The organism is Pseudomonas sp. RHF3.3-3 (assembly GCF_048069595.1).
GTDB classification, from domain to species: domain Bacteria; phylum Pseudomonadota; class Gammaproteobacteria; order Pseudomonadales; family Pseudomonadaceae; genus Aquipseudomonas; species Aquipseudomonas fuscovaginae_B.
Map to the genome: position 1 here is coordinate 5930635 of NZ_CP182250.1, position 15731 is coordinate 5946365.

The 15731-nt window shown below is 64.3% G+C and carries 12 protein-coding genes; 6 read left to right on the forward strand and 6 right to left on the reverse strand.

The window, feature by feature from the left end:
• Positions 1–18: 18 nt before the first annotated feature.
• Positions 19–1026: an alpha/beta fold hydrolase gene (locus ACMGT0_RS26045; RefSeq protein ID WP_054057453.1), complete on the reverse strand. Its 1008-nt coding sequence runs from the start codon at positions 1024–1026 to the stop codon at positions 19–21.
• A 226-nt stretch (positions 1027–1252) separates the two neighbouring features.
• Here ACMGT0_RS26045 and metR point away from each other — a divergent pair, with 226 nt between their 5' ends.
• Positions 1253–2170: a transcriptional regulator MetR gene (gene metR / locus ACMGT0_RS26050; RefSeq protein WP_054057452.1), complete on the forward strand. Its 918-nt coding sequence runs from the start codon at positions 1253–1255 to the stop codon at positions 2168–2170.
• 60 nt (positions 2171–2230) lie between these two features.
• Here the strand turns inward: metR and ACMGT0_RS26055 are convergent, their stop codons facing one another.
• From ACMGT0_RS26055 to ACMGT0_RS26065, 3 genes are all read right to left on the reverse strand, one after another.
• Complete coding sequence (locus tag ACMGT0_RS26055) at positions 2231–2869, reverse strand: LysE family translocator (RefSeq protein ID WP_054057451.1); 639 nt, start codon at positions 2867–2869, stop codon at positions 2231–2233.
• 23 nt (positions 2870–2892) lie between these two features.
• The gene (locus ACMGT0_RS26060) at positions 2893–3321 is read right to left on the reverse strand and encodes an NUDIX hydrolase (RefSeq protein ID WP_054057450.1); all 429 of its coding nucleotides are present in this window, start codon (positions 3319–3321) and stop codon (positions 2893–2895) included.
• Between the two features lie 90 nt (positions 3322–3411).
• The gene (locus ACMGT0_RS26065; RefSeq protein WP_054057449.1) at positions 3412–4752 is read right to left on the reverse strand and encodes an HD domain-containing phosphohydrolase; all 1341 of its coding nucleotides are present in this window, start codon (positions 4750–4752) and stop codon (positions 3412–3414) included.
• A gap of 244 nt (positions 4753–4996) precedes the next feature.
• On the opposite strand from ACMGT0_RS26065, the gene ACMGT0_RS26070 reads away from it, so the two are divergent.
• Genes ACMGT0_RS26070 through ACMGT0_RS26090 form a run of 5 tightly spaced genes read left to right on the forward strand, consistent with a single transcriptional unit; the run spans position 4997 to position 13336 of the window.
• The gene (locus ACMGT0_RS26070) at positions 4997–7249 is read left to right on the forward strand and encodes a putative bifunctional diguanylate cyclase/phosphodiesterase (protein WP_416770394.1); all 2253 of its coding nucleotides are present in this window, start codon (positions 4997–4999) and stop codon (positions 7247–7249) included.
• The gene (locus tag ACMGT0_RS26075) at positions 7249–9123 is read left to right on the forward strand and encodes a putative bifunctional diguanylate cyclase/phosphodiesterase (RefSeq protein WP_416770396.1); all 1875 of its coding nucleotides are present in this window, start codon (positions 7249–7251) and stop codon (positions 9121–9123) included. Before ACMGT0_RS26070 ends, ACMGT0_RS26075 begins: the two co-directional genes overlap by 1 nt.
• Positions 9124–9159: 36 nt before the next feature.
• Entirely contained in the window at positions 9160–10119 is a 960-nt protein-coding gene (locus ACMGT0_RS26080) for a cytochrome-c peroxidase (RefSeq protein WP_416770398.1), read from the forward strand.
• Entirely contained in the window at positions 10116–11930 is a 1815-nt protein-coding gene (locus tag ACMGT0_RS26085) for a DAHL domain-containing protein (RefSeq protein ID WP_416770400.1), read from the forward strand. The genes ACMGT0_RS26080 and ACMGT0_RS26085 overlap by 4 nt, the downstream gene beginning before the upstream one ends.
• Positions 11927–13336 (forward strand): ATP-binding protein, encoded by a 1410-nt coding sequence (locus ACMGT0_RS26090; protein WP_054057444.1) that lies wholly within the window; start codon positions 11927–11929, stop codon positions 13334–13336. Before ACMGT0_RS26085 ends, ACMGT0_RS26090 begins: the two co-directional genes overlap by 4 nt.
• Before the next feature lie 22 nt (positions 13337–13358).
• On the opposite strand, the gene ACMGT0_RS26095 is transcribed toward ACMGT0_RS26090, so the two are convergent.
• A complete protein-coding gene (locus tag ACMGT0_RS26095; protein WP_416770402.1) occupies positions 13359–14684 on the reverse strand; it encodes an APC family permease in 1326 nt (441 codons plus the stop codon).
• A 140-nt stretch (positions 14685–14824) separates the two neighbouring features.
• Positions 14825–15646 carry a carbon-nitrogen hydrolase family protein gene (locus ACMGT0_RS26100; RefSeq protein ID WP_054057442.1) on the reverse strand — a complete coding sequence of 274 codons (822 nt, stop codon included), beginning with the start codon at positions 15644–15646 and terminating at the stop codon, positions 14825–14827.
• Between the last annotated feature and the right edge of the window lie 85 nt (positions 15647–15731).

Here is a 15731-nt window from a genome sequence, read left to right on the forward strand (position 1 = left end):
GGGGCAGTCCTGCTCGCCTCAGAGCTGCGCCACATGGCCGACATCCTGCTGCTGCGCCCGCAGGTACGGCAACACCGCCGCCAGCAACGGCGCCTTGAACGCCTCCTGGAACCGATGGGCCAACCCCGGAATCAGCACCAGCTGGCTACCCTGGATATGCGCCGCCAGGTGCACCCCATGCATCACCGGCAACAACGGATCGGCCGTGCCATGCACCACCAGGGTCGGCACCCGCAGCTGATTGAGCAGCGGCACCCGGCTCGGTTCGGCCAGGATCGCCATGATCTGGCGCTTTACCCCTTCCGGATTGAACGCCCGGTCATAGGCCGTCGCCGCCTGTTGCAGCAGCTTGTGCCGATCATCCTTCACCTCGGGGCTGCCCAGCGCCGCCAGCAGGTCGGCCTGCTGCTCGATCGCCACCTGACGGTTCGGCGCACTGCGCCGCGACAGCAACTGCACCAGCGCCGCACTCGGCGCCGGCAAACCCTCGGCACCGGAGCTGGTCATCACCAGCGTCAGGCTCTCGACCCGCTGCGGCGCCATGGCCGCCAGCCGTTGGGCGATCATCCCGCCCATGCTGGCGCCCAGCACGTGGAACCGCTCGACCTGCAGCGCATCCATCAATCCCAGCGCATCGCCGGCCATGTCGCTCAGGCTGTAGGGCGCCGCCACCGGCAGGCCGAGCTTGTAGCGCAACACCTCGAACGTCAGGTTGGCGCTCGCCGGCGCCTGGCGCCAGATCGACAGGCCGACGTCGCGGTTGTCATAACGGATCACCCGGAAGCCCTGCTGGCACAGGGCAACCACCACCTCGTCCGGCCAGTGGATCAACTGGCCACCCAGGCCCATGATCAGCAGCAGCGCCGGATCCGAGGCACGACCGATGCTCTGGTAGGCCAGGCTGACCTGATCCAGGTCGACATGCTCGGTGGGAACATTGACATCGCAGCGACCCGCGGCAAACGCCGGCAAGCCGAACAGCAAGGCGGCCAGCAGGACTGCCGCTGAAAGAAAACGTACACGCATGAAAAAATACCGAAACGCAGAACCCCAGTGGAGCGCGAGTCTGATGATATTTGTGCAAGCGCGCTGCCACAGTTCGGTGACAGTTTGATGAAGATTGCTCCAGCGGCTTCGTCCCATCAGGCAGGTGAAGGCATTTCTGCTCGGCGCGCCGGTCGACAGCCGGCTCAACATGAGACAAACTCACTCACATTGCACTTCTTACCAAAGTTTTCTCATGGAGCCCCAGGTGCTGGAAATCCGTCACTTGAAAACCCTGCATGCCCTGCGTGAGGCCGACAGCCTGGTGGAGGCCGCCGAACGCCTGCACCTGACGCAGTCGGCCCTGTCCCATCAGTTCAAGGAACTGGAGGAACGCCTGGGCATGGCGTTGTTCGTGCGCAAGACCAAGCCGGTACGCTTCACCAGCGCCGGCCTGCGCCTGCTGCAACTGGCGGATGCCACCCTGCCGCTGCTGCGCGCGGCGGAGCGGGACATTTCCCGGCTGGCCGGCGGCACCGCGGGGCGCCTGCACATGGCGATCGAGTGCCACAGTTGCTTCCAGTGGCTGATGCCGACCATCGACCAGTTCCGCGACGCCTGGCCGGAAGTCGAGCTGGACCTGGCCTCCGGCTTCGCCTTCGCCCCGCTGCCCGCCCTGGCCCGCGGCGACCTGGACCTGGTGGTCACCTCAGACCCGCTGGACCTGCCAGGCCTGACCTACGTGCCGCTGTTCACCTACGAGGCGATGCTCGCGGTCGCCAACCAGCACCCCCTGGCGAGCAGGCCCTATATCGTCCCCGAGGACCTGGCCCGGGAAACCCTGATCACCTACCCGGTGGAACGCGATCGGCTGGACATATTCACCCGCTTCCTGGAACCGGCCGACGTCGAGCCGGCGCAGGTGCGCACCTCGGAACTGTCGGTGATGATGATGCAGTTGGTGGCCAGTGGCCGAGGCGTCTGCGGCATGCCCCACTGGGCGCTGCACGAGTACAGCTCGCGCGGCTACGTGAGGGCCAAGCGCCTGGGCGAAAAGGGCCTGTTCGCCACACTCTACGCGGCGATTCGTACGGACATGCTGGAGGTGCCCTACATGCGCGACTTCCTGCTGACAGCCAAGGACACCTCGTTCTCGACCCTCGACGGCGTCAGCGCGGTACGCTGAAACGACAACGGGGCGAGCCTTGCGCTCACCCCGTCGCTTTCCACCACGGGCTTTCCCGGCTCAGGCCGAACGGCGCTGCTCGAACATCAGCCGCACGGCCAGGCCGCCCAGCACGAAGCCCATGACATAACGTTGCAGCGCCAGCCAGCGCGGGTTGTGCTTGAACCAGCTGGCCAGGCCGCCGGCAAACAGCGCGATCAGCAGGTTGACCGTGAAGCTCACGCTGATCTGGGTGGTGCCGAGAATCAGGCTCTGGGCGAACACCGAGCCGTGCTCCGGGCTGATGAACTGCGGAAACACCGAGAGGTAGAACACCGCGATCTTCGGGTTCAGGGCACTGGTGAGAAACCCCATGGTCATCAACCGCAACGGGGAGTCCGGCGGCAACTGGCGCGGCTCGAACGGCGAGCGCGCGCCGGGCCTGAGCGCCTGCCAGGCCAGCCACAGCAGGTACAGCGCACCGGCCCACTTGAGCACCTCATAGGCCAGCGGCACGGCCATGAACACTGCGGTCAAACCCAGTGCCGCGGCAAACAGGTGAACGAAGAAGCCGCCCACCACGCCCAACAGCGACACCACCCCGGCCTTGGGCCCCTGGCAGATCGAGCGGGAGATCAGGTAGATCATGTTCGGTCCCGGGGTCAGGACCATCAACAGCGAAGCGGCAGCGAAGATCAGCAGGTCTTGAAGCGCAATCATGGGCAGTCCCTGTGCGGTGTCGATCAGGCGGTGGGTTCCAGCGAAGCCCGATAGAACGGCAGGATCAGGTCCCGTGTCAATGGCGCCAGGCACAGGTTGCCGTCGCCCGCCGGATCGATCCACACCACTTCCTCGATCTCGGCCGCAGGTTCCACGGTTTCGGCGACGTGCAACTGGAACAGCTCGGCCTGCACCTCGAAGCCCGGCTCGTTGGCCGCGGGAGCGGAAAACCGGCCGAGGTAGCGGGCGTCAGCGGGATCGACCCGCAACCCCAGTTCCTCCTCGAGTTCGCGGGCCAGGGCGTGCGCCGGCTGCTCATGGGGTTCGATCTTGCCACCCGGCTGCATGAAGGCCTGGGTGCCACGCTTGCGCACCAGCAGGGTACGGCCATCGGGGCCGATCAGCAGGGCCGCGGCGATACGGATAGTCTTGGAGGCAGCAGAAACAGTCATGGCGTCAACGCGATCCTGGCAAAAGCCGGCAGGATCACACCCGTGCGGGAAACTGGCAAGCCCACCGAAAGCAGGCTTGCCAGGCCGGGTTCAGGTGGCCTGCTCCAGTGGCGAGACCTCCTCGGGCACCTTGACGAACACGCTGTACTTGGCGCCCTCCATGGCCTCGAAACCGATCAGTTTCTCCACCAGTGGCGCACTCAGGACCTTGCCGGCATTGAGCAACAGCATGCCGTTGTCGGCATTGAGGTTGCGGGCCAGGACCATGCCCGCCTCCAACTCGCGTGTGCCCAGCACCTTGACCGTCGGATCGCCGGTGGTGACATCGCTCAGGTGCTCGGCACAGACCCGGACGAATTCCTCCACCAGCCCGGGATCGTAGAGTCGCCCGGCATACTTGCGGATGAACAGCAGGGCTTCGTCGCTGTTCAGCCGCCGCTCGAGAATCAGCCCGTGCTGCAGCTCGACGAAATCGACCGCCAGCTTCAGCACCCGGGAGCCCAGGGGAATCGCCTCGCCCTTGAGATGATCGGGAAAACCGGTGCCATCCCAGCGTTCCTGATGGTGCAGGATCAGCCGGGCCGCGTCCTGCATCGGCTCCAGCGTCATCAGCAGCGATTCGCTCTGCTTGGGATAACCGCGATAACGCTCACGCTCGGTATGGTGCAACTGGTCGGCCGGTGCGCCCATCATGCCGTCCGTCCAACCCATCTTGCCGATATTGTGCAGGGCCGCGGCCATGGCCAGGTTGCGGCTGTCGGTCTCGTCCTGGCCGGTGGCCTTGCACCAGGCCCGCACCAGGTCGATCACCGCCCGGTTGGTCTGCTTGTCCTTGGGCAGGCGCCACTCGACCATCCGCGAAAACACCTCGGCGGTCACCGCGTAGCTGCGCTTGAGCTCTTCATAGGCCAGGTCGAGCATGTCGGCGGTCTGCTGGACTTCGCTGGTACGCGCCAGCACGCGTTTTTCCAGGGTGGCGTTGAGCTGTTGCAACTGCTTGTTCTGCTCCCGGGCCAGCGCCTGCAGGCGCTGGCGCTCGCGCTCGGAGTGCTGGAAGGCCAGGGCCTGGCGCACCGTCAGCGTCAGTTCCTCGTCATTCCAGGGTTTGCTGAGATAGCGGTAGATCCGCCCTTCGTTGATCGCCTTGGTGATCATGTCCAGGTCGGCATAGCCGGTCAGCAGGATCCGCAGGGTCGACGGATACAGGTCATGAATGCGTGCCAGCAGGGTCGCACCATCCATGTTCGGCATGCGCGCATCGCTGATGACCAGGTCGACGGGCTGCTCGGCCAGGATCTCCAGCGCCCGCGCCCCGCTGTCGGCCAGGACCAGTTCATAGGGTTGACTGCGCAGCAGGCGCCGCAGGCTGTTGAGAATCGACTCCTCGTCATCGACCAGCAGGATACGGGGTCTGACGGCGGATTCATCCATGGCGCACCTCATGTCGTCGTGGGCTGCAGATTGCGGGACCCCCGAATGGCTGGCGATCCCTGTCCTCGCCCTAAGGGTAGATGCTTTTGCGCCATGTGATCGGGGATCGACCCAACTTCGCCAGCACCGCGACAAAACTGCATCTATGCTGCAAGCAGTCGAGCGCGCATTCGCTGTGTAGCCTGGGAAAAGGACCTCTTTGTATGCGTTCAGTGCATTTCAACCGGCTGGCAGGGACGTCGCGATGAGCACGATCAACCGTCGTATCCTGATCATCGACGACACCGTGTCCATTCACGAGGACTTCCGCAAGATCCTCTGCCCTGGAGGGGGCGTAGACGACCTGCAAGCGGCCGAGCAGGCGCTGTTCGGCGATAGCGTCAGCCGCCTGGAGCACGTCTTCGAGCTGGACTCGGCCTTCCAGGGCCGCGAAGGCCTGGCCAGGGTCGAGCAGGCGCTGGAGCAGGGCCGGCCGTACGCCATGGCCTTCATCGACATGCGCATGCCGCCGGGCTGGGATGGCCTGGAGACCATCGAACGGCTCTGGCAGGTCGATCCCAAGCTGCAGGTCGCGCTGTGCACCGCCTTCTCCGACTACTCGCTGGAGGACATGAACGCCCGCGTCGAGATGGGTGATCGCCTGCTGATCCTGAAAAAACCCTTCGATGCGATCGAGATCCGCCAGATGGCCAGTGCCCTGACCGTCAAATGGCAGATGACCGAGGACGCCGAGCTGAAGATGGACCAGCTCGAACAGGCCGTCGAGGAACGCACCCGCGAGCTGTCCGACGCCAACATCATCGTGCAGAACAGCCCGACCATCCTCTATCGCCTGCGCGGCGAACCTTCGTTCCCGCTGATGTACATCTCCCACAACATCACCAAGTTCGGCCACGTGGCCAAGGACCTGGTGGCCTCCAGCGACTGGACACGGGAACTGATCCACGAGGAGGACCAGCCCAAGGTCGACGCCGCCATGGCCCGGGTGCTGGACAGGGATGCCCAGGGCGCCTCCATCGAGTTTCGCCTGCATACCGGCGACGACCAGTGGCGCTGGGTGGAGAACCGCTACGTACCGGTACGCGATGCCGAAGGCCGATTGCTGGAGGTCGAAGGCATCATCATCGACATCACCGAGCGCAAGGCCGCCGAGGAAAAGATCGCCCAGCTCGCCCGTACCGACGGGCTCACCGGGCTGGCCAACCGCTCGACCATGATCGAGCGGCTGCACCAGAGCTTTGCCGCCGCCCAGCGCGGCGCCTCGCCGTTCGCGGTGTTCTACCTCGACCTCGACCACTTCAAGCGGATCAACGACACCCTGGGCCATCCGGTCGGTGACCTGCTGCTGCAGGAAGTGTCCCAGCGTATCAGGCGTTGCACCCGCGAAGGCGATGTGGTCGCCCGACTGGGGGGCGACGAGTTCGCGATCCTGCAGACGGAAATGAACGATCCGTCCATTTCCGGCGCCCTGGCGGCGAGAATCCGCAATGCCCTGGTCGAACCCTACAGCCTCGATGGCAACGAGGTGCGGATTTCCGTGAGCATCGGCATCAGCACCTACGCCGCCGACAGCGAAAGCGCCGACACCCTGCTGGTGCAGGCCGACATGGCGCTGTACCGTTCCAAGGAAAAGGGCCGCAACCAGTACCACTTCCACTCCGAGGAGATCAACCAGGAGGTCAGCGAACGGGTCTCCATCGCCAACGACCTGAGGGAAGCCATCACTCAGGATCAGCTGGAACTGCACTACCTGCCGGAAGTGGACCTCACCACCGGCAAAATCCTCGGCATGGAGGCGCTGGTGCGCTGGAACCATCCCCAGCGCGGCCTGCTCGGGGCCGACGTGTTCATACCGGCTGCGGAAAAGACCGGCACCATCGTCGCCCTCGGCCACTGGGTGCTGGACCACGCCTGCCAGCAGATGCGCCAGTGGCGCGACGAGGGCGTGGCACCGCCGGTGATCGCGATCAACCTGTCGCTGGCCCAGCTCAAGAGCGGTGGCGAACTGTTGAACGATGTCGTCGAGACCACCGCCCGCTGGGGGCTGTCGCCATCGGACCTGGAGTTCGATGTCACCGAGGCGACCCTGGCCCAGACCAAGTGGACGCAGAACGACGTATTGCCGCGCCTGCGCGAACTCGGAGTGAAGATCGCCATCGACGATTTCGGTACCGACTACTCCTCCTTCGACTACCTCAAGACCTACCGGGTCAATCACCTGAAGCTGGCACAGTCGTTCATCAACCATGCCACCCAGGATGCCGACAGCGCCACCACCCTCAAGGCCATCATCAATTTCGCCCGTGAAATCGGCGTGGGCATCATTGCCGAAGGCGTGGAGACCCTGGAACAGCGCAGCTCGCTGATCTCCACCGGCTCGCCGATGGCCGCCCAGGGCTACTACTTCAGCAAGCCTGTCGACACTCAGGAGGCCGCCCGGCTGCTGCAGCGGGGCAGCATCGCTCCGCAGGCACTGCCCAACCTGGAGAGTTCGTGATGACCGCGCTGACCGGCGCCGCCAACCGGCGCATTCTGATCATCGACGACACCGCTTCGATTCATCAGGACTACCGCAAGATCCTCGGCCCGGAAGAAGAGGAAGACTTGAGCCTGGAGTCGACCGAAACCCTGCTGTTCGGCGTCGACCAACCGCAACGCCAGGTCTTCGAGCTGGACTCGGCCTACCAGGGCCAGGAGGCCCTGGAACTGGTCCGGCTGGCCCAGGCCGCCAACCGGCCCTACGCCATGGCCTTCATCGATATGCGCATGCCGCCGGGCTGGGACGGTCTGGAAACCATCGAACAGCTGTGGAAAGTCGACCCCCACCTGCAGGTCGCCCTGTGCACCGCCTACTCGGACTACTCCTGGGAATCGATGGCCGACCGCCTGGCCTTCGGCGACCAGTTGCTGATCCTGAAGAAACCCTTCGACAGCCTGGAAATCCGCCAGATGGCCAGCGCCCTGACCTGGAAATGGCAACTGGCCCGGGACATGGCCACGCGCATGAGCGAACTGGAGCGGACCGTCGAGGAGCGCGTCCAGGAACTGCTGCATGTCTCGCGCCTGCTGCAGTTCGACGTGCTCACCGAACTGCCCAACAGCACCCTGCTGGTCGACCGGCTCAGCCAGGCGATTGCCCTGGCCAAGCGGCACGACGAACAGACCGCGGTCATGTTCATCGGCCTGGATCGCTTCAAGCGCATCAACAATGCCCTGGGCCACCCCGTCGGCGACGAAATGCTCAAGCATGTGGCTCGCTGCCTGATCGGCGCCTTGCGTCAGTCGGACTCGGTGTTTCGCTATGGCTCCGACGAATTCGTCCTGGTACTGCCCGATATCGCCCACCCGCACCAGACCAACGGCATCGCGCAAAAGATCCTCAATGCCGTGAACACCCCACTGGAAGTGGCCGGGCATGCCCTGCGGGTCACCGCGAGCATGGGCATCAGCCTGTACCCGGGCGATGGCGAAGAGGCGCTGGGCCTGGTCAAGAAGGCCGAAACGGCCATGCGCAACACCAAGGAGGAAGGGCCGGGCAACTTCGGCTTCTTCATCGAGGACATGAACCTGCGTGCGCGTCGGCAGCAGTCCATCGAGTCGGGCATTCGCCTGGCCCTGGAGCGCGATGAGTTCGTCCTGCACTACCAGCCCAAGCTGGACCTCAGGCGCGGCCAGGTGGTCGGTGCGGAAGCGCTGATTCGCTGGCTGCACCCGGAGCGCGGCTGGATCTTCCCCGGCGATTTCATTCCCGTGGCCGAGGACAGCGGACTGATCGTTCCACTGAGCCGCTGGGTGGTCGGGCAGGCCTGCCGCCAGGCCAAGGCCTGGCAGGAGCAGGGTCTGGGCCGGCTGGTCATGTCGGTGAATGTCTCGCCCATCGACTTCCGCCAACGGGACTACCTCGACGGAATCCGCCAGGTGCTGGAGGAAACCGGGTTGGACCCGCGCTGCCTGGAACTGGAAATCACCGAAAGCATCCTGATGCAGAACATCGACGCCACGCTCGAGGTGCTGCACGCGCTCAAGGCCCTGGGCATTCGCCTGGCGATCGACGACTTCGGCACCGGTTATTCCAGCCTCAGCTACCTGCGGCGCTTTCCCGTCGATGTGCTGAAGATCGACCAGTCGTTCGTGCGCAATCTCGCCGGCGACCGGAATGATGCGGCGCTGGTCAGCGCGATCATCAGCCTGGGCAAGAGCCTGAACCTGAACACCATTGCCGAAGGCGTCGAGACCCGCGAGCAACTGGACTTTCTCAAGGCCCATGCCTGTGAAGAGGTGCAGGGCTACTACTTCAGCAAAGCCGTCGAAGCCAACGCGTTCGCCAGCTTGTTACAGGACTGGCGGGAAAAAGCGCCGGGACAGGACTGAACGCCCCCACGACCCTTACAGCCAGGGAAGCCTGCAATGTCACTTCGTCGATTGCTCGTGCTGCTACTGCTCGCCGGCGCCTGGGGCCAACCCGTCCTGGCGTTGCCACTGGACGAACCGCTCAAGCCCCTGCCGGACATCCCCCAGCAGGACCCGCGCCAGGTCGAACTGGGCCGCCAGCTGTTCAACGAAAAACGCCTGTCGATCAACGACAGCCTGTCCTGCGCCACCTGCCACCAACTGGACAAGGGCGGAGTCGACGACAAACCGCTGTCCATCGGTTTCCATGGCGAGACCGTCGCGGTCAATACCCCCACCGTGTTCAACGCGGCACTGAACTTCAAGCAGTTCTGGAATGGCCGGGCCGACAGCCTGGAGGACCAGGTCGGCCAGGTGCTGCAAAGCCCCATCGAGATGGGCAACAACTGGCCGAACATCATCGATACCCTGGTCAAGGACCCGGCCTACAAGGCCGCCTTCGCCGCCGCCTACCGCGATGGCGTGACCGAGGCCAACGTGCGCAACGCCCTGGCCACCTACGAACGCACCCTGCTGACGCCCAACTCGCGCTTCGACCAGTACCTCAAGGGCAACACCGACATCCTCAGCCTCGACGAGAAGTACGGCTACCAGCGCTTCAAGGACTATGGCTGCATCGCCTGCCACCAGGGCGTGAACATCGGCGGCAACATGTTCCAGAAGTTCGGCGTGATGGGCGACTACTTCAAGGCCCGCGGCAACCCGACCGCAGCCGACGACGGGCGCTTCCTGGTCACCGGGGACGAGGACGACCGGCATGTCTTCAAGGTGCCCAGCCTGCGCAACGTGGCCCTCACCGCCCCCTACTTCCATGACAGCTCGGCCAAGACCCTTGAGGAGGCGGTCGACGTGATGTTCACCTATCAGTTGGGGCGCATCCCCTCGGCCGAGGACAAACGCCTGATCGTGCTGTTTCTCAAGACACTGACCGGTGAACAGGGAGGCAAGCCGCAATGAACCCGACCAGGCGCCTGCTGAACCGGATCCTCCTGCCACTGTTGACCTCGGTGCTGGCGGCGGTGCTGGTGTTTCTCTACGTCATGTCGCGCAGCGACCTGACCCAGGAGTACGCCGAAGGCCGCGACCTGATCGGCCAGATCAAGCAACTGGACGCCCAGTGGGATACGGAGATCCTCAAGGCCAGGATCGCCGTGGCCCGCAACTACGATCCGCTGATCAGACCCCAGGTCGGCATACACACGCACTGGCAGGCCTTCCAGGCGCTGCAGGTGAGCCAGCCGACCGATACCTCCGGGGCCTGGAAGGACCGTCGCGCGACGCTGAACCAGGCACTCAAGGAGAAAGAACGGCTGGTCGAACAGTTCAAGTCACGCAACGCGGTGCTGCGCAACTCGCTGGCCTTCCTGCCCACCGCCGAGGACGACATCCAGCGCCAGTTGAGCACGCTGGAGGATGTCGACAAACTGATGCTGCAATCGACCTCCAACGATATCTACGACCTGTTGCTCAGTACCCTCGAATTCTCCCAGATCACCACCGACGACAGGGCTAACGAAATCCTGCTGGGCATCAACCAGTTGACGGTCGATCAGCAACGCCTGCCGCCGGCCTTCAAGGCGCCGATCGATATCCTGCTCAACCACGTACAACTGATCCTGCGCGAACAACCCAACGTCAATACCCTGCTGGACGAGATTGCCGCCGTACCGGTTTCAGAAAGCCTCGACGCCATCACCGACCAGTTGAACCAGGACCAGCAGAGCGCCGAACGGATCGACCAGCAGTATCACCTGTACCTGCTGATTTTCTCGGCGCTGATGGCCGTGCTGCTGTTGTACCTGGCCAGTCGCCTGGCCCGCAGCTATGCGCAGATCAACCAGATCAACCGGGCCCTGCAGACCGCCAACGAGCATCTGGAGCAGCGGGTCGAGGAGCGCACCCGCGAACTGCGCGACGCCCAGAGCGAGCTGGTGGAGACCGCCCGCCACGCCGGCATGGCCGAGATCGCCACCAACGTGCTGCACAACGTCGGCAACGTGCTCAACAGCGTGAACATCTCCGCCGACCTGGTCGCCCGCAAATTGCGCAACAGCAAGGCACAGGGCCTGGCCAAGGCGGTCGGGCTGATGAACGAGCACCCCGATGACCTCGCTGAGTTCCTCACCCATGATGCCAAGGGCAAGCTGTTGCCGGGCTACCTGAACCAGCTCGTCGAGGCCATCGCCGTCGAGCAGCAGGGCATGACCGAGGAGCTGGGCCAACTGAGCAAGAGCGTCGACCACATCAAGGAAATCGTCTCGACCCAGCAATCCTATGCCGGGGTTTCCAGCCTGGAGGAGGCGCTGCACGTCGGCGACCTGCTCGAGGACGCCCTGCGCATGAATTCCGGCGCCCTGACCCGACACAACGTCGTCGTGATCCGCGACTACGGCGATGTCCCGCGGATCATGGGCGACAAGCACCGCATGCTGCTGATCCTGATCAACCTCATCAGCAACGCCAAGCAGGCGATGTCCAACCTGTCCGACCGTGCCCGGCAGATCACCCTGCAGGTGCGGGTGGTCGACGACACGACCCTGCGCATCAGTGTCAAGGACGACGGCGAAGGCATCCTGCCGGAAAACATGACGCGGATATTCGCCCATGGCTTCACCACCCGCAAGGATGGCCACGGCTTCGGCCTGCACAGTTGCGCCCTGGCGGCGATGGAAATGAACGGACACCTGAGCGCCCATAGCGACGGCCCCGGCAAGGGTGCCGTCTTCACTCTCGAACTGCCCTTGAAAACCGCCGTGGGGGTCCCATGACAACACAGCCGAACCGCCGCATCCTGCTGGTGGACGACACGCCATCGATCCATGATGACTTTCGCAAGATCCTGATGCCGGAGCAGGACGAGAGCCCGGACCTGGACCTGATCGAGGCCCAACTGTTCGGCCATGAGGCCAAGGCCGTCGGCAGCCAGCCGTTCGAACTCGACTCCGCCTATGGTGGACAGGAAGGCCTGGCGCTGGTCGAACGCTCCCTGGCCGAAGAACGCCCCTATGCCCTGGCCTTCGTCGACATGCGCATGCCCCAGGGCTGGGACGGTGTCGAAACCATCGAGCACCTGTGGCAGGCCGATCCGCAACTGCAGATCGTGGTCTGCACCGCCTATACCGACTATTCCTGGGAGGACCTGCTGGATCGCCTGCACGGCCATGACCGGTTGCTGATCCTGAAGAAGCCCTTCGACAATATCGAGGTCCAGCAACTGGCCAATACCCTGACCAACAAATGGGACATGACCCGCCAGGCCAGCCTGCAGATGCATCACCTTGAGGAACTGGTCGAACAGCGCACCCAGGCACTCACCCAGGCGAGCCTGGCCTTGCAGCACGAGATCGACGAGCGCAAGCAACTCGAGGGTCAACTGGTGCAGTCGGAAAAGCTCGCCTCCCTGGGCCAGCTGGCGGCCGGTGTGGCCCATGAGATCAACAACCCCATCGGGTTCATCGGCTCCAACCTGGGCACCCTCGACGGCTACTTCACCCAGTTGTGGGAAATGCTCGACGCCTACCACAGCGCCGAGGAAGGCATCGCCTCACCCGAACTGCTCGGCCGCCTGCAGGCCTTGCGCGAGAAGATCGAACTGGACTTCCTCAAGGAGGACATTCCGCTGCTGATCAGGGAATCCAAGGACGGCATCGCCCGGGTCGGGCAGATCGTCAAGGACCTGAAGAACTTCTCCCGGGTCGACTCGAGCCAGGAATGGCAGTGGAGCAACCTGCAGCAGGGAATCGACTCGACCCTGAACATCGTCGCCAACGAACTCAAGTACAAGGCCGATGTGGTCAGGGACTACGCCGACCTGCCGGAAATCGAATGCCTGCCCTCGCAGATCAACCAGGTGATCATGAATCTGGTGGTCAATGCCGCCCAGGCCATGGGCCCCGAGCGCGGCACCATCAGCCTGCGCGGCGGCAGCGCGGGGGAGAAGGTCTGGCTGGAAGTGGCCGACAACGGCTCGGGCATGGCCCCGCAGACCCTGCAGAAGATCTTCGATCCGTTCTTCACCACCAAGCCGATCGGTAAGGGCACGGGGCTGGGGCTGTCGCTGTCCTACGGCATCGTGCAGAAGCATGCCGGGCAGATCACGGTCAGCAGCGAGCTGGGCGTGGGCACGACCTTCAGGATCGAGCTGCCGATCCGCCAGAACAAAACCGCCTCCTGATCGAGGCGGTTCGCCATACGCGTCAGTTGGCTTCCTGGAAATCCATCTCCGGTGGCTGCTGGCGGAAGCCGCCCGTGAGGAAAGCCAGGTACACCACGCCGATCGCCAGCCAGCTCACGCCCAGGTAGATCGCCAGGTGATCGAGGCTGATCATCAGCCACAGGTCCGCCAGCAGGCCGATCGATGGGCAGACCAGAAACAGCAGCAGCTCGCGCAGACCGCGCTGCTGCGCACCGATCCAGTAATGGAAGATCACCGACAGGTTCACCAGGCTGAAGGCCAGGAAGGCGCCGAAGTTGATGAACGATGTGGAGGTGGTGACGTCCAGCTTCAACGCCAGCAAGGCCACCACGGCGCAGAGCAGGATGCTGTTGATCGGTGTGCCGAAGCGTTCGCTCAGGCTGCCGAAGAACGATTTCGGCAGCACACCGTCGCGGCCCATGGCATAGAGCAGGCGCGAACCGCTGGCCTGGGCCGACAAGCCCGAGGCGAACTGGCCGACGATCAGGCCGATCAGGAAGAGGCTGACGAACAGGTCGCCGCCGATGTTGCGGGCGATCTCGTACGCCGCCGAGTCGACGTTGTCGAAGACGAATGCCGGGTGGGCCAGCTGCACGAAGTACGACACCGCAACGAAGATCAGCCCGCCGATCAGGGTGATCAGCATGATCGCCCGCGGGATGGTACGCCGCGGATCGCGGGTTTCCTCGGTCAGGGTGCTGACCGCGTCGAAACCGAGGAACGAGTAGCAGGCGATGGCCGCGCCGCTCATCACCAGCGGCATCTGCATGTCACCGTTGAAGAACGGGGCCAGGGTCCACAACGGCTTGCTCGCGTCGCCGCCGATATAGTGGATCGCCAGGGCGACGAAGGCCACCAGCACCAGGAACTGCACCAGCATCAACAGCGAGTTGACGCCGTTGGCCAGGCGCAGGCCGACGATGTTGATCAGGCTGGTGATGACGATGAAGGCCAGCACCCAGACCGGCTGCGGGACGGCGGGAAAGGCCGAACCCAAGTACGCCGCGCCGATCAGCCAGATCGCCATGGGCAGGAACAGATAGTCGAGCAACACCGCCCAGCCGGCGATGAAGCCGAGTTTCGGGCTGATGGCCTTGCGCACATAGCTGTAGGCCGAACCGGCCACCGGGAAGGCGGCGGCCATGCGCCCGTAGCTCATGGCGGTGAAGAACATCGCCACCAATGCCGCAAGGTAGGCGGCCGGGACCATGCCCGCGGTGGATTGGGCGAGGATACCGAAGGTGCCGAGCACGATGATCGGCGTCATGTAGGCGATGCCGAACAGCACCACCGACCCCAGCGAAAGGGTGCGTTGCAAACGAGCCATGAGGCGACTACTCCGAATGTTATTGGATTTATGGCAGAGCCGAGTTCGGCGAAAGTGCAGCGGTGTCACAAAATTCTTATGAGTGCGTGGGCCGGATCACGCAGTAACCCGCGAAAGGGCCGGCCGCAACAACGCAGGGATCAGGCCTGGGGAATCAGCAACTCCCGTACCCCGTCGGCCCGCTCGACCACCTCGCCCGGCAAGCGCAGGCGCTGGTCGTTCAGGTAGCTGTAGTCACGCCGGGCCGCCGCCAACTGACTCAGGTCCAGCTCGACGCTGAAATGGCTCTCCTCGCGCCCGGCCTCCTTGAGCAGCGTCCCGAACGGGTCCACCAGGGCACTGCCGCCAGCGAACAGCAGGCCGCCATCGCCCTCGCCGACGCGGTTGACCATCAGCGCAAAGGCCTGGTTTTCCTGGGCGCGGGCCATGATCGCGGTGCGGTGGGTCGGCCCGTACGGGTCCATGTTGCCGTTGGTGACGATCAGCAGCTCGGCACCCAGTTGCGCCAGGGCCCGGGCGGTTTCCGGGAACTCGATGTCGTAGCAGATCAGCAGGCCGACCCGCACCCCGTTCCATTCGCAGGTCGCATAACCATCGCCGGGGTTGAACACGCCACGGTCCGAGGCCCACAGGTGGGTCTTGCGATAACGCAGGGCAATGCCCTCGGGGGTGATCATCAGGGTGGTGTTGTAGAACCGGCCGTTGTCGTTCTCGGCCATGCCGATCACCACCGTCAGGTCGCGCTCGCGGGCGGCCTGCTGCACCGCCTGCACGGTCGGCCCGTCCAGCGGCTCGGCGACCCGGGCCACGGTCTCGGCGGACGGGAAGCCCATCAGGTGGGTTTCCGGAAACACGATCATCCGGGTATCGGCGGCGCAGGCGGCGATAGCGGCAAGGGCGCGCTCGAGGTTGTAAGCTGTATCGTTGTCCCGGCCGGCGAGCTGGGCAAGTTCGATTTTCATGGGTATTCCTTGTTCTGTTCAACCGCCGCGACCCGCCGAACTGGCAGAATGAGTCCGCGGTCATGACCTGTGGCCGCAGTATGCG

Coding starts and splice junctions, on each gene's coding strand:
- ACMGT0_RS26045 (WP_054057453.1), bottom strand. CDS start 1,026: ATGCGTGTACGTTTTCTTTCAGCGGCAGTCCTGCTGGCCGCCTTGCTG.
- ACMGT0_RS26055 (WP_054057451.1), bottom strand. CDS start 2,869: ATGATTGCGCTTCAAGACCTGCTGATCTTCGCTGCCGCTTCGCTGTTG.
- ACMGT0_RS26060 (WP_054057450.1), bottom strand. CDS start 3,321: ATGACTGTTTCTGCTGCCTCCAAGACTATCCGTATCGCCGCGGCCCTG.
- ACMGT0_RS26065 (WP_054057449.1), bottom strand. CDS start 4,752: ATGGATGAATCCGCCGTCAGACCCCGTATCCTGCTGGTCGATGACGAG.
- ACMGT0_RS26070 (WP_416770394.1), top strand. CDS start 4,997: ATGAGCACGATCAACCGTCGTATCCTGATCATCGACGACACCGTGTCC.
- ACMGT0_RS26075 (WP_416770396.1), top strand. CDS start 7,249: ATGACCGCGCTGACCGGCGCCGCCAACCGGCGCATTCTGATCATCGAC.
- ACMGT0_RS26080 (WP_416770398.1), top strand. CDS start 9,160: ATGTCACTTCGTCGATTGCTCGTGCTGCTACTGCTCGCCGGCGCCTGG.
- ACMGT0_RS26085 (WP_416770400.1), top strand. CDS start 10,116: ATGAACCCGACCAGGCGCCTGCTGAACCGGATCCTCCTGCCACTGTTG.
- ACMGT0_RS26090 (WP_054057444.1), top strand. CDS start 11,927: ATGACAACACAGCCGAACCGCCGCATCCTGCTGGTGGACGACACGCCA.
- ACMGT0_RS26095 (WP_416770402.1), bottom strand. CDS start 14,684: ATGGCTCGTTTGCAACGCACCCTTTCGCTGGGGTCGGTGGTGCTGTTC.
- ACMGT0_RS26100 (WP_054057442.1), bottom strand. CDS start 15,646: ATGAAAATCGAACTTGCCCAGCTCGCCGGCCGGGACAACGATACAGCT.